Genomic DNA, 13,805 nt, shown 5'->3' with positions numbered 1-13,805 from the left:
TCCGACTGGCACAACACCCGGACTACGTACAGATGCCTGAACAAAAGAACTTCATTCTGGCCATGGTGCTGATGGTGGCAATTCTTGCCGGCTTTGAGTACTTTGCCCCTACGCTGCCGGCCCCTGTTCCGGTCCGGTCGGATGCGACCATCGATACCACACCCGGCCCTGTGGCGGCTGATCCGGGCATTGCAGCACCAACAGGCCCACGCGACCGGAATACAGTGCTGGCGGAAGGTCAGCGTGTACGCATTGATACACCATCCCTGTCCGGTTCCTTGTCCCTGCATGGCGGGCGTATTGATGACCTGACCCTGAAGGCGTACCGGGAACAGGTGGATCCACACTCCGCAAATATTGTCCTGCTCAATCCCAAGGGATCGGAGCGTCCGCATTATGCCGAGTTTGGTTGGGTATCTGCCAACCCGGCGATCAAGGTACCCGGCCCCGATGCCCACTGGCAGAGCGAGGGGGGAACCCTGACAGAGAACACACCGGTAGCTTTGGTGTGGAAGAATGATCAGGGGCTGGTCTTCCGGCGTGTTGTCAGCGTGGATCCTGATTTTCTGTTCACGATTACCGACAGTGTCGAGAATACAGGCCCGGATGCCTTGACACTTTATCCCTACGGGCTGGTTTCTCGTGGCTATACACCCCGCACTGAAGGATTTTACATCCTGCACGAAGGCCCATTGGGCGTGCTGGACGGAACGCTGAAGGAGATCACGTATCAAGATCTCCGCGATGAGCGTCATGTTGACTATCAGTCAACCGGCGGCTGGATCGGAATTACCGACAAATACTGGCTGACAGCCATTGACCTGCCCAAAGGCGATGTGAACAAGGCCCGTTTTGTCTATACCGGCGATGGGCATGACCGTTATCAGAGTGATTTCCTGGGTGCAGCCCGTACAGTAGCCCCCGGGGAAACAATCACAACGGTGACCGACTTCTTTGCCGGGGCCAAGAAGGTGGATCTTCTGGATCGCTATGCCCGTGAAAAAGGCATCGACCGGTTTGATCTTGCCATTGATTTTGGCTGGTTTTACTTCCTGACCAAGCCGTTTTTCATCGCCATCCAGTTCCTTTACGGGTTCCTTGGCAACTTCGGGCTGGCTATTCTTGCCTTTACGGTTGCCCTGCGGCTTGTGCTGTATCCGTTGGCCAACAAGTCCTACAAAGCCATGAACCGGATGAAAATACTGCAGCCCAAGGTCAAGGAACTGCAGGAGCGGTTCCAGAATGACCGTGTGCGGATGCAGCAGGAAATGATGGCCCTGTACCGGGACGAGAAAGTCAATCCGCTGGCTGGGTGCCTGCCGATCCTGATCCAGATTCCGATCTTTTTTGCCCTGTACAAGGTGCTGTTTGTTGCGCTGGAAATGCGTCACGCTCCCTTCTATGGCTTCATTACAGATCTATCTGCGCCGGACCCGACCAACCTGTTCACCCTGTTTGGCCTGATCCCGTGGAACGCGCCGTCATTCCTGCACCTGGGAATCCTGCCCATCATCATGGGGATCACCATGTGGTTCCAGCAGAAGCTGAATCCTGCGCCGGCCGATCCGGTCCAGGCCAAGGTCATGATGTTCCTGCCGGTTCTTTTCACCTTCATGCTGGCCGGGTTCCCTGCTGGTCTGGTGATTTACTGGGCCTGGAACAATATCCTGTCCATTGCCCAGCAATGGTCGATCATGCGCCGCCATGACGAGGCCCCCGCCCATGCAGGCCGGACATGATCGTGGCTCGACACCAAAGCGGGGGGCAAGCTCTTGCGTGATGCCGACAAGCCTTTTGACGACGCAGACCTGGAGAAGGGACGCCTTCTCTTCTCCAGGCCATGCCGCTTCATGCTGGGGGTGGTATCTCTGGACAAGCTGCCGGAAGCCACCTTGCCCGAAGTCTGCATGGCCGGCCGGTCGAATGTAGGGAAATCAAGCCTGATCAACGCGCTGACCGGAACCCGCGCCTTAGCCCGCACGTCCGACACACCGGGCCGGACCCAGGAGGTCAACTTTTTCTCCCTCGATGACCGTCTGTTACTGGCAGATCTGCCCGGCTACGGGTATGCACGGGCTCCGCAGGACCAGGTGAAAAAGTGGACCCGCTTGGTGAAGTCCTACCTGCGTGGTCGACCGAACCTGCGCCGCGTGTTTCTTCTGGTGGACAGCCGTCACGGTCTGAAAGACAGCGATCGGGAGATCATGTCCATGCTGGATACAGCCGCGGTCAACTACCAGATTGTTCTGACCAAAACCGACAAGCTGCGTGGCGATGCGCTGGAATCTGTGATGGCGAAGACGCAACAGGAGCTGGCAAAACATGGGGCATCCCACCCGCTGATCCTGCGTACCAGCTCGACACGCTCGGAAGGACTTGACCATGTCCGGGCCGAAATTGCCGCCATTGCCGATAACTGACAGCAAGGTCACCGGTCCTCTGTCTTCCCGTCACAATCTGCACAGTCGTTAACAAAAAGGGGGCCACGGGCCAATGCATCAGCATGCTGAGAAGCTTTTGCAGCATCCGGTTGATCATGTAACGACCTGGCTGTTCGACTTGGACAACACCCTCTACCCGGGCACCAGCAGTTTGTTCCCCCAAGTAGAAGCCCGTATCCGTCATTTTGTGGCCCGGCATCTGAATCTGGATGAAGATGCCGCCCGCATTATGCAGAAACAGTACTACCACACATACGGAACAACCATGCGCGGCTTGATGGTTGAACATGGCGTCGATCCGCACACCTTCCTCGATTATGTGCATGACATTGATCATTCGGCCTTGGCACCTGATCCGGCACTGAGAAAAGCACTTCTACAGCTGCCGGGCAGACGGCTGATCTTTACAAACGGATCCGGAAAACATGCGCGGGCCGTTCTGAAAGCCCTGGATCTGGAGCAAGTCTTTGAGGGGGTTTTCGATATTCATGCCGCAGAGTACTGCCCCAAGCCCAACCCGGAAACCTATCACCGGATGACAGCTACATTCGGGCTTGATCCAAAGACAACGGCTTTCTTTGAGGACAGCCCGCAAAATCTTGAAACAGCGGCGGCCATGGGCATGACAACCGTTCTGGTACACTGTGGTCCCGGACTGCCTCCGCTGGCCCTGTTCCCGGAACAGGCACTGTCAGCGTACTGCCATCATATGACAGATCATCTAACTACATGGCTGGATGCAGCGCTGCACAGCCTGAAGCGGAATAACTGACCCTGCTTGTCAGGGAATCTCGATCTCGTCCTTGGGAATCCATCCGTTCCCCTGAGGAGACAGGATAAGACGCCAGCCATTTACGTGTTCCAGCAATGTCGCCCGGTGAGGACCCTTCGCAATATTCTCCAGCACCGGGCAGGTGGTATCCGGACAACTGCGAAGGCCAACCCGATCGCGGATGCGGATGGTTTCCAGGCGCGGTGCCTTGATGGACCCGGGGCGGAGAACAGGCGCAAAGGGCCCGGCAGACGATGGATTCCCGCCGGGCTGGATGATCATCGGAAAGTCACCCTGAAGCCGATGCACCACAGCCCCCCCACGCAGGGCCAGAGCGCCCAGCGCTGCATCAGGGCAGCGTGGCAAGGCCGCTGCCGGCAGTCGGGCCACCCATCCGGCACTTCCCAGATTGGCGTGGACAAACCGGGCAACCGAAGGGGTTGGTTCGCCGACCCCGGTGGTCGCCACAACCTTTCCACACACGGTCAGCAGAACATGGCTATAACGGATACCAATCGCCGGATCGCCGGCCCATCCGGACAGGAACAGGGTTGCATCAGGCGCAACGGTTCCCCCGGGATCAGCGGGCTGTCCATTGACCAAAACGCGTTCCAGATACCCGGCTTCTCCGGGACCGATGGTCCATTCCGATACCGCATACTGGCTGGCTGGGGCCAAAACGCCGGTCAGGAGCCCTTCCCCCTGTCCGGACACACTGCTGCGGGGAACCACCACCGCCGACGATGTATCCCCCTGATTCATTGGCACAGCCCCAACAACAACAATCTGTTCATCCGCAGGCAACAGGCTACTTTCATCCAGAACGCCGGTTATTCCGGACCAGACCCTGTCACGCAGGGATGTCAGGTCTTTCAAGGCCCGCTTGGACAGATAGAAGGTAAAGTCGTACCAGAACATCTCGGCCACGGCAGCGGCTTCCTTGCTGACCTGGGCAACCATCTGGTCAAGGGGCATATCTTTCTGATGCGGAAGACCACCGGGACGGCGAATGATCTCCAGCAAACCGACAGCTGCCACCGCTCCCAGAAGCAAGGCAGAAAAGGCCGTAAGGAAAAGGACACGTACCAATCGTCAGTCTCCTGTTCGCGGGGATAGACCTGTGGCGCTCCCCACATCCGGCCATGGCCGGCGGAACACGTGCGTCCTATCGGTCTGCCATCACAAGCACCGGGGCGTCAATGCACATGCGATTCCGTTGTCTGGAGAGATCATAAACAAGCCGATACGAAGGGATACTATCATGCCCTAACCGCGAGGACGGCGCATGCCGGGACCGGCGGAAAGTGTCTGGTCTGCCACGGCATATCCCCCTTTTCCGGCATGCTTGACCTTGTACATGGCATGATCAGCACGGACCATCAGGTCGGCCAGGGTCTCCACGCCACCGGGAAGGTGAACCGCGATACCAATAGACAGGCCCAACGGGAAATCGGGACTACCAGACAGGGGAACCAGTTCGCGTGCAGACATCTCCATCAACAGGTGCGCCTTGTCGACAGCCACTTTTTGGGTTGCACCTTCCAGCCAAATGGCAAATTCGTCCCCTCCCAGCCGGGCCACAAGGTCGGTTGGACGTGTACTGCCAACCAGCATGTCACGTACGGTCAACAAGGCAGCATCACCAGCGGCATGACCATACACGTCATTCACCTTCTTGAAGTTATCAAGATCGGCAAACAAAAGAGCCGCAGACAAATTGTCACGCGCCAGCCGGTTATGCCGCCGCTCCATCTCTTCCATAAAGGCACGACGGTTGAACAACCCTGTCAGGCTGTCTGTTCGTGACAGGCGCAGAATATTTTCGTGGGCATCAATCTGTTCGTTGGCAACACCAATCTGGTCCGCCAGATCCGCCAGCAGGACACGATCGTCTTCGCGCCATGAATCATGGGACTGGTCGCGGAACAGGACAACAGCCCCGTTGATCCTTTTGTGATAACGACACACCGAAGCCAGGACATCATAGCCGTCGATCTGATCCTGACAGACAAGAGACCCCGTACCAACGCGTTCCAGCATCATGCGGGCCAGGCTCTCGTCCGCCACACCAAAAGAGGCCCCGGGGATCATGGCCTCACGCAAGATCCTGACCGGATCGGTCTCTGCATCTCCCCCGGCCGATGGCAAGAGCGACAACGGGGCCCGGCGGAAAATATGGCAGGAAACCGCCCCCATGCCCCGGGCCATCGTTTCAGCCGCAACATGCAGGACATTGGCCGGTATCACCTCGTCACGGAACGTGCTGACGATATGGTTGAAAATCTGTTCCCGCTGGCGGGCCCGCTCCTGTTGTTCATCGCGCTCCTGCTCGCAGGTGATATCGCGGCAAATGCCCCGCGCCCCGCCCCATTGTCCATCATCGTCAAAGACCGGACGGGCAGATACATTCACACAGGCGCGCCCGCCATCTGCACGACGCATCCAGATCACGACATTGGCGACACTGCTGCGGGTTACAAAGGGGAAGTCGGCCTCTGGGTCCAGCACGAAATCAGCCATGGACCGGCCAATCAAGGATGCAGCAGGGTACCCCAACGCCCCGCGGGGACTGACAAAGACAAGGCGCCCGTCAACGCCCGTTTCCCAGGCAAAATCCGACGAAATTTCCACCAGGTCCTTGTAACGCTGACGACCGGTCGCCAGGGCAACGCGCAAACCCTGGTTCAGGGTAACAGCACGGGCAAGCACCAGAACCGTTGCCCCATCTCCCGGCAATGCTGCCAAGTCATAGGCATGGAAACCACTCGGGGTATCAATCTGGACTGATCCGAAGCACGACGTACCATGAGCCTGAACGATCGAAACCAGGGCGAGAATATCAGGTTCTGTATCAGCGCTACTGGTCAACGGGCATTCCGCAGAAGAAGCCGAGATCAATCTACGGTCTGGGCCATAAATCAGAACAGGCCCCGGCCAGAGAGCCGCCAGACGGACAGACAGCCCCCCTCCTCCCGCGGACCCGGAACCGGACAATCCGCGGGGATTACCCGATGCATCCCTGTGCTCCCTGTCGTCCACAACAGTCCCCGGACTGGCCCTGGTCGGGCTGATATACGCTGCCCGACGATGGTGTTCCTGTCACAGGGGCAGGTCAACAAAGCCCCCCCCGGTATGTGGCCATCCGTACAGGCGGTTGACGACAGAGCCACGACGGGTATGCTCCCCGGACCTGACAAGCCCGACTATTGTTTCAAGGATCCGGCCCCGATGAGCACCGCCACACTTCAGACATCCCTGCAATCTGTCATTGATTCTGCCTGGGACATGCGTGACACCTTGTCACCAGCCACAACAGGCGCCACCCGCGAGGCTATCTGCACCGCCCTGAGCGGGCTGGATAACGGGACCCTGCGCGTGGCTGAAAAGCGCGATGGCCAATGGGTTGTCAATGCGTGGCTGAAAAAGGCTGTCCTGCTGTCATTCCGTCTGGACCCCATGGTTGCCATTTCCGGTGCACCCGGCGGGGCATCGTGGTGGGACAAGGTTCCATCCAAATTCAGCACCTGGGACGAGGACGCCTTCACACAAGCCGGCTTCCGGGCGGTGCCGGGGTGTGTGGTCCGTCACTCTGCCTATATCGCCCCCGGGGTTGTCCTGATGCCCAGCTTTGTCAATGTCGGGGCACGGGTTGACAGCGGTTCCATGATCGACACCTGGGCAACGGTCGGTTCATGCGCGCAGATTGGAAAGAATGTCCATATCTCGGGCGGGGCCGGTATTGGCGGTGTTCTGGAGCCCCTGCAAGCCGGACCCGTGATCATCGAGGACAACTGCTTTATAGGGGCACGCTCTGAAGTTGCCGAGGGTGTCATTGTCGAAGAGGGTGCTGTGCTGTCGATGGGGGTCTTCATCGGGGCGTCCACCAAGATTATAGATCGTGGAACCGGGGAGATTTTCATGGGCCGCGTTCCGGCCGGCTCCGTGGTTGTACCCGGAACCCTGCCGGGCAAACCCCTGCCGGACGGAACACCCGGACCCGGGCTTGCCTGTGCCGTGATCGTCAAGCGCGTGGACGCCCAAACCCGGTCCAAGGTTTCTATCAACGAGCTGCTCCGTGACTGACCCTGATCTTGCGCCACAGATAATCAACAGCATACAGGACCTGCGCGATCCCCTGCCCCTGGCGCAGGCCCTGTTGCGCTGCCCTTCGGTAACACCGAACGACGCGGGGGCCCTGCACACCCTGCAGCAGGTTCTGGAACGCATCGGCTTCACATGCACACGCCTGGTATTCTCTGAGCCGGGTACACCGGATGTTGCCAACCTGTATGCCCGCCTGGGCACCCGTGGACCTCATTTCTGCTTTGCCGGACATACCGATGTTGTGCCAGCCCCGCCATCATCGGGCTGGAGCCATGCCCCCTTCGGAGGGGAGGTGGTGGACGGCGTCCTGTACGGGCGCGGCGCCGCCGACATGAAGGGAGCCATTGCCGCCTTTGTTGCAGCAGTGGCTCGCTTGCTGGGACAAGGACATCCTGCTGGTTCCATCAGTCTTCTGATCACCGGAGACGAAGAAGGCCCGGCGATCAATGGCACCCGGAAACTTCTGGACTGGGTCTCACGGCATGACACAGCGCCGGACATGTGCTTGGTCGGGGAACCCACGAACCCTGATACCTTGGGAGACATGATCAAAATCGGGCGGCGGGGCAGCCTGTCCGGTACACTGACCGTGTATGGAACACAGGGGCACGTGGCCTATCCGCACCGGGCCGACAACCCTCTGCCCCGGATGCTTGCGCTGCTCCAAGCCCTGACGGCAACACCCCTGGATGAAGGAACGGCAGACTTCCAACCCTCGAACCTGGAGCTGACCTCCATTGATACCGGCAATACGGCAGACAACGTGATTCCAGGGCAGGTACGGGTTGTTTTCAATGTTCGTTTCAACACCTGCTATACAGCCCACTCCTTAGAAGCGGAGATCCGGTCCCGGCTGGCAAGGGTCTGCCCGGATCCGACACGCTATTCTCTGGAAACAGTATGCAGTGGCGAACCGTTCCTGACACCACAGGGTGAACTGTCTGCCCTGTTGATGGAGGCCGTATCGACCCTGACCGGCCATATACCTGAACTCTCCACATCCGGGGGAACATCGGATGCCCGGTTTATCCGCCATCTGTGCCCCGTGGCGGAGTTCGGTCTGGTTGGACGCTCCATGCACAAGGTTGATGAACATTGCCGGATCGATGATCTGGAAACACTGACCCAAATCTATCATCGGGTGTTGTCGCGCTTTTTCCAGATCCGTTGTCAGGCAGCAGGTACACCGTGAAGCAGGAAACCGATCTCTACCGGGGTATGCTCCTGGTTCGCTCCATCTTACGCATGGATCCACGCTGCCCCGATTATGTTGACGACAGCCCGCGGGGCTTCTGGGCATCGCTGCGGCTGGGGGCCATGGTCTTTCCGGTCTACCTGATACAAATGCTGGCAGGTCAGACGCAGGACCCTGCGGCAACCAACAGTGAGCCTGTCTTCTGGCTTGCGTTCCAAGCCCTGTTGTATGCGCTGGGATGGCTTGTCTTTCCGGTCATCATGGATCCCGTAACCCGCATTCTGGGGTGCCATGACCGGTGGCAACGCTACATTATCGGTTTCAACTGGCTCCACCTGCCATTAGCAGCCGTCCTTCTCCCCATTGTCTTGCTGAGCACAGTGGGGGAAACGCCCATGCAGGCACTGGCACTGCCTGTGCTGATGGCTGCTGTCGCTTTTATGGGGTATCATGGGCTTGTCGCACGTCGGATGCTGGGTGTGGATACAACAACCGCCGTTGGACTGGTTATCCTGGAACTTCTGGTTTCCCTTATGGTCAACAACGGGATTCCGACCGCTCTTGGCTATTGAATGTATCCACCACCAACAAAAAAGCCCGTGCGCTACAGGATATCCCCCAGAATGGGCAGGGACATACCAAGAGAGTAGATCGCAAACCAAGGATTGACATCAATGCTTCCGTAATAATCCGGCGGCGTATCCTCTACGGGAGCAGGGGGTATCGCCTGCGCACCATGATCAGCCCCTGAATCTGGTCCGGAGAAAGGAGAAGGCGGAAAGAACAGAACGCCTCCCTGATATGGAACAGCAGGGTAGAAAAACGCCAAAAGATCACCATTAGGGTCTATTGCCATAACACAATATCCTTTTCACTCTTCAAACTGGCCATTCGCTTTCCGACACAATCAGCACAGAAAGCTGTTACCACATGGTCCCCGGCTCCTTCGCCCCCCCAACGGATTGAATGGAAACCGTAAGTTATTATAATATAACACGAAGAACAATCAGGGGGAAGCCTGACAGGACAAGGCATGCCCCTCGCACGGTTTCTATATCCCCTGGAAAATAAAATCCTGAAGAACCAAGCTGGTTATACCATAAAGGGTTACAAAGAAATCCGGTCTGGCATCGCCGTCAACGTCAGCAAGGGCATGAACACCCTTACCGTCGGCCACAGGTTCATACCAGACAGCATGCGCACGTGGCTCACACCCTGAAAGGATGAATGCCTGGTGACCGGTCTGGTGGACATCGGCATCAACAGCGGTCAGATCCAGGCAGTCACCCTGCTCACGGCTGAAATCAACAATCACATCCCCGCTGTCATCGATCGAATTGTACACAAATATATCTTTCCCCTCTCCCCCGATCAGCACGTCTTCCCCTGCACCACCGTTCAGATGATCATCACCAGGCCCCGCAGACAGTATATTCACCTGTGTATTACCGATCAGGTGGTCATCACCGGCTCCTGTGGTCACATGCACAATGGCAGGATCGACAGAACCATAAATCAAACCAGCCTTCAGATTACCCCCCCAGTACCCACGAATCCCAAGGTCAACGGTGACAACATCATCGGCCGTTCCGTCAAACGACAGCTCCCGCACACCATGACGGATTGGTGACAAGACAAAGGTACTCCGCGAGAAATCCTCCCGGAATACATGCCCCACACCTTCCAGAAAGACGGAAAACTCGGGCTGATCTGCATTCCCGTCCAGATCAGCATACACGTATCCACCCGAACTACCGGAGACAGGATCAAACCACAGGGAATGCGGGGCTGCACGCGATCCGGAGAAATGAAAAACCTGCTTGCCCGGCATTCCTGTATCTGCATCCAGGCCCGAGAAATCCAGCACATCGCCCTCTGCGCGACTGAAATCTGTAATGCGGTGCCCAAGACCGGCAAAACGAAAAATAAACGCATCGGTACCAGCACCACCCGTCAGGCTGTTGATCCCCGGGCCCCCATCCAGAAGGTTGGATGCCTCATCACCGGACAAGTGATCATCGCCAGACCCACCCAGCAAGTCCTCGATACTGAACAGGCTATCCTCCTCTTGCGAACCGACAAGAGCAACTGATCTGGCAGAACCGGCAAGGCGAATGACAACAGGATCCACTTTGTCGGAATAGTCAGCCAGATCGATCCCTTCTCCCCCATCCAGGGTGTCCCGCCCGGGCCCGCCCTGCAAGCGGTCGCTTCCCCTCATACCCTGCAGCAGATCGTCGCCATCATGCCCGTAGAAGACATTGGCCCGCGAATCCCCTGTCAGGGCATCATCCGCAGAGCCGCCATGAATACCCTCAATGTTACGCAGGGTATCTTCCAGACGGTTGCCAACAAACACGCTGGTATCCATCATCCCATTCAAGGTTACAGAAACAGGCAGGCAGGCATCAACATAACTGGCCATGTCCAGGCCCAGACCGCCGTCAATCGTGTCATAACCTGGACCACCGTGGAAAACATTGTCCGCTGCATCCCCACCCAAGATGTCATCATGTGATGAACCATGAATATTCTCGATATCAGACAGCAGGCCGTCCGGCTTCCCACCTACCAGTACCGGGGCCGGGGTCGTACCGGCCAGAAAGACAATCACCGGAGCATCATGACGCAGATAACTAACGGTATCACTTCCGGGACCACCATTAATGGTGTGCTCTCCCGGACCGCCGTGGAACAGGTCAGGCTCCTCTGTCCCGTAGTAATAGTTCACCAGAGGGGTAGGATCAGGAACAAATGATTCCAGGAAATCATCAAGAACTGTACGTGAAGGCCGCCCTGGCCCCGTCTGTGGTAACGGTAACTGGCTGTCTGTAGAAGCAGAAGCATCCTTGGCTGGAACAGGCTTCTCTGATTTGTCTGGAATCGCGGACCCGTTAACGAGAATCTGAAGTTCAGGGACAGAAGCATTGCCATCAAGATCAATCATAAGACGTAACCCGGAATCAGTACCGGAACGTGCAGACCAAACCGAATGGGGGGCAGGGGTTGATCCACTGAAAACAAGATCTATCCCGGAATGATCATGTCCAACCACAGGAGAAGACAAAGCTCGCGCGGAAGGGGTGAGATATGAAACGGTTATAGGGCCACTCCGGAATATGGTACGAAAGCCGTGCCCCCCCGATAGCTTGCATGCATACAGATCAGACGTGTCCACACTATGAAGATGCCCATTAAATACATGCAAGGTCCCCATATTTCCCCCTTTGCCTCCACGACAATCATCATCCGAAAAAAGGCCGACCTTATCACAAGAGCCAGATACCCACACGGGAACCCTTCACCTTGTGACAAACAAAAAAAATCTGCCCCCACATAAAGAAAGAAGGGGCAGATTAATGACCAAAAATAGAAGCTATGATATCAATAAATAATTTATTAAATATATTTTCCAACTAGTTATTGTCTCTGATACATGGCGCATAGATATTATTTCACGAAATTATTGAACAGCATGGGATTATCCATCAGGCTTTGCATATAAAGAAACAGGACCTGACAGAGATGAATCACTATATCAGAAAGAAATCGTCTGCCGACAGACTCTGAACCCCCTGAAGACGAAGAAAGAATTCAGACTGCATATCACCATCGACGTCAGCCATTACGACAGAACCGTCAGCCCCATCGCTTGCATACCAAACAGAGTATGCCGCTGCTTGATGTCCTGAGAAATCAAGACCGCGCTGACCATCGGGATGGCGTATATCCACGCTGATCATTGCAAGATCAATCCTGTCGCCCTGCTCTGAACTGAAATCCGTGATGACGTCTCCTCCTTCGGCTATGCTGTTATAGGTAAACGTGTCTGCACCACTACCACCACTCAGGTAATCAACCCCCAAACCACCGACCAACTGATCATTGCCCGCACCCGACGAGAAAATGTTGTCGCGGGGATCGCCAATCAGCATGTCATCGCCGGAACCCGTACTGACATGCGTAACCGTCGGCGCAATATTGCCGATCATATGAGCCATGACGTCGTAATCATGGTCCCCTCCATCCGGGAAACGCCCCGGATAAGCAGCCTGGAGGCTATACGATAACCCCGGAAGATCAATAAATGTAGACTGTGTACCGGAAACAGAGAGGCGATCCAGTCCCTTGGACGTGATGCGGGGACCAAATGTCCCGAAAAGAAAATCATCTACTGCTATCGTGTCAACACCCTGCAGGACCAATGAAAACTCTGCAGTCTCCTCCTGACCATCTGTATCAGCAAACAACCGAATCCCCGCTCCTTTCTCCAAGGGCTTGTACCACAGGGAATGAGCCTTTGCCTGCTGGCCGGAGAATAGAAACGGCTGGTTCCCGTCTACCGTACTATTGGCATCAAATTCACTCAAATCCAACTGGTCACCTTCTGCAGTGCTGAAGTCGGTAATGACATCTTCCGTACGCTCGGCACGCTCATAAGCAAAAATATCGGCTCCGGCACCACCTGTCAGACGATCCGCACCGCCAAGACCGTTAAAGAAATTGTCGTGCTGGTCACCAACAAGGATATCATTCCCACCACTCCCGATAACCGCCTCGATATTGCGCACAACATCCTCGGGGTGACCATCAACTATAACGGAAGAGTCTTTATGACCGTTCAGGGCGACAGAAACCGGAACGATACGCATCTCATAGCTGACGGCATCATATCCCTCACCGCCATCAATCAGGTCATGTCCAATTCCGCCGATTATCAGATCATGCCCTGCCAACCCATACAGGGCATCATCTCCGGGACCACCCAGCAGCACATTGTCTTGCGCATTACCGATGATGTAGTCAGGACCAGTTCCACCAATTACGCCCTCTATACCACGCACAAGGTCCTTGGGCAGACCACCCGCATGCACAACAGTATACAAGGAGTCAGGCAGCGCAACGCGGATGGAAAGATCTTGGGCAGAATAATCCAGAATATCGTACCCTGGCCCACCATCGAAAATATCCATTCCCTCACTGCCACGAAACAGAACACCAGCCCCATTCTTCTCGGCAGGGTGATCATGGCCATTCGTACCGTAAAAAACTTCCAGCCCTTGAGACAGGGCAATACTGGGAATCAGATCACCCCAAAGAGAATCCAAGGTTCTGTCTGCAAGATGGAACGGTACAATCGAATAATAGAATATTTGCTCGGCACACACAGGCGCGTTCTCCTGCACTGCGGGGTCAGATCCGGTATCCGCAACCTGCGCCGCACCGCCGGCATATTCCCTTGTTGTGTAGGAATGTGCGTCCTTCTCGGATATTCTCATCACACAATACCCCC

At 56.3% G+C, this 13,805-nt stretch carries 11 protein-coding genes; 6 read left to right on the top strand and 5 right to left on the bottom strand.

The genetic code is table 11. The features are described 5' to 3' along the window. Positions 1–32: 32 nt before the first annotated feature. The 3 genes from yidC to HEQ60_RS06750 all read left to right on the top strand — a co-directional run bounded on the left by yidC (position 33) and on the right by HEQ60_RS06750 (position 3,213). Positions 33–1,739: a membrane protein insertase YidC gene (gene yidC / locus HEQ60_RS06760; RefSeq protein WP_168070841.1), complete on the top strand. Its 1,707-nt coding sequence runs from the start codon at positions 33–35 to the stop codon at positions 1,737–1,739. Positions 1,740–1,772: 33 nt separating this feature from the next. Beyond that, entirely contained in the window at positions 1,773–2,420 is a 648-nt protein-coding gene (gene yihA, locus HEQ60_RS06755) for a ribosome biogenesis GTP-binding protein YihA/YsxC (RefSeq protein ID WP_168070839.1), read from the top strand. Between the two features lie 73 nt (positions 2,421–2,493). After that, positions 2,494–3,213, top strand: a complete 720-nt coding sequence (locus tag HEQ60_RS06750) for a pyrimidine 5'-nucleotidase (RefSeq protein ID WP_168070837.1) — start codon at positions 2,494–2,496, stop codon at positions 3,211–3,213. Between the two features lie 9 nt (positions 3,214–3,222). Here the strand turns inward: HEQ60_RS06750 and HEQ60_RS06745 are convergent, their stop codons facing one another. Both HEQ60_RS06745 and HEQ60_RS06740 read right to left on the bottom strand, forming a co-directional pair. Further along, positions 3,223–4,302, bottom strand: a complete 1,080-nt coding sequence (locus tag HEQ60_RS06745) for a hypothetical protein (protein ID WP_168070835.1) — start codon at positions 4,300–4,302, stop codon at positions 3,223–3,225. Positions 4,303–4,479: 177 nt separating this feature from the next. Further along, positions 4,480–6,252: a diguanylate cyclase gene (locus tag HEQ60_RS06740; RefSeq protein ID WP_168070833.1), complete on the bottom strand. Its 1,773-nt coding sequence runs from the start codon at positions 6,250–6,252 to the stop codon at positions 4,480–4,482. 189 nt (positions 6,253–6,441) lie between these two features. On the opposite strand from HEQ60_RS06740, the gene dapD reads away from it, so the two are divergent. From dapD to HEQ60_RS06725, 3 genes are read left to right on the top strand one after another with little or no spacing between them, the layout of a single operon-like run. After that, the gene (gene dapD, locus HEQ60_RS06735; protein WP_168070831.1) at positions 6,442–7,296 is read left to right on the top strand and encodes a 2,3,4,5-tetrahydropyridine-2,6-dicarboxylate N-succinyltransferase; all 855 of its coding nucleotides are present in this window, start codon (positions 6,442–6,444) and stop codon (positions 7,294–7,296) included. Further along, positions 7,289–8,509 carry a succinyl-diaminopimelate desuccinylase gene (gene dapE, locus HEQ60_RS06730; RefSeq protein WP_322099306.1) on the top strand — a complete coding sequence of 407 codons (1,221 nt, stop codon included), beginning with the start codon at positions 7,289–7,291 and terminating at the stop codon, positions 8,507–8,509. The genes dapD and dapE overlap by 8 nt, the downstream gene beginning before the upstream one ends. Beyond that, positions 8,506–9,084 (top strand): hypothetical protein, encoded by a 579-nt coding sequence (locus tag HEQ60_RS06725; RefSeq protein ID WP_168070829.1) that lies wholly within the window; start codon positions 8,506–8,508, stop codon positions 9,082–9,084. The genes dapE and HEQ60_RS06725 overlap by 4 nt, the downstream gene beginning before the upstream one ends. Positions 9,085–9,116: 32 nt before the next feature. On the opposite strand, the gene HEQ60_RS06720 is transcribed toward HEQ60_RS06725, so the two are convergent. From HEQ60_RS06720 to HEQ60_RS06710, 3 genes are all read right to left on the bottom strand, one after another. Next, the gene (locus tag HEQ60_RS06720) at positions 9,117–9,368 is read right to left on the bottom strand and encodes a hypothetical protein (RefSeq protein ID WP_168070827.1); all 252 of its coding nucleotides are present in this window, start codon (positions 9,366–9,368) and stop codon (positions 9,117–9,119) included. Between the two features lie 195 nt (positions 9,369–9,563). Then, positions 9,564–11,459 carry a calcium-binding protein gene (locus HEQ60_RS06715; protein WP_168070825.1) on the bottom strand — a complete coding sequence of 632 codons (1,896 nt, stop codon included), beginning with the start codon at positions 11,457–11,459 and terminating at the stop codon, positions 9,564–9,566. 586 nt (positions 11,460–12,045) lie between these two features. Next, positions 12,046–13,791, bottom strand: a complete 1,746-nt coding sequence (locus HEQ60_RS06710) for a M10 family metallopeptidase C-terminal domain-containing protein (RefSeq protein WP_168070823.1) — start codon at positions 13,789–13,791, stop codon at positions 12,046–12,048. Between the last annotated feature and the right edge of the window lie 14 nt (positions 13,792–13,805).

Source organism: Haematospirillum sp. H1815, assembly GCF_012102705.1.
Classification (GTDB): domain Bacteria; phylum Pseudomonadota; class Alphaproteobacteria; order Rhodospirillales; family Rhodospirillaceae; genus Haematospirillum.
The sequence above is the reverse complement of the archived record's forward strand: the minus strand, read 5'-3'. Positions and strand labels throughout refer to the sequence as shown.

Bases quoted from the DNA above. Each gene is read 5' to 3' on its own strand.
- yidC (WP_168070841.1), top strand. From the start codon at position 33: ATGCCTGAACAAAAGAACTTCATTCTGGCCATGGTGCTGATGGTGGCA.
- HEQ60_RS06750 (WP_168070837.1), top strand. From the start codon at position 2,494: ATGCATCAGCATGCTGAGAAGCTTTTGCAGCATCCGGTTGATCATGTA.
- dapD (WP_168070831.1), top strand. From the start codon at position 6,442: ATGAGCACCGCCACACTTCAGACATCCCTGCAATCTGTCATTGATTCT.
- HEQ60_RS06720 (WP_168070827.1), bottom strand. From the start codon at position 9,368: ATGGCAATAGACCCTAATGGTGATCTTTTGGCGTTTTTCTACCCTGCT.
- HEQ60_RS06715 (WP_168070825.1), bottom strand. From the start codon at position 11,459: ATGATTGATCTTGATGGCAATGCTTCTGTCCCTGAACTTCAGATTCTC.
- HEQ60_RS06710 (WP_168070823.1), bottom strand. From the start codon at position 13,791: ATGAGAATATCCGAGAAGGACGCACATTCCTACACAACAAGGGAATAT.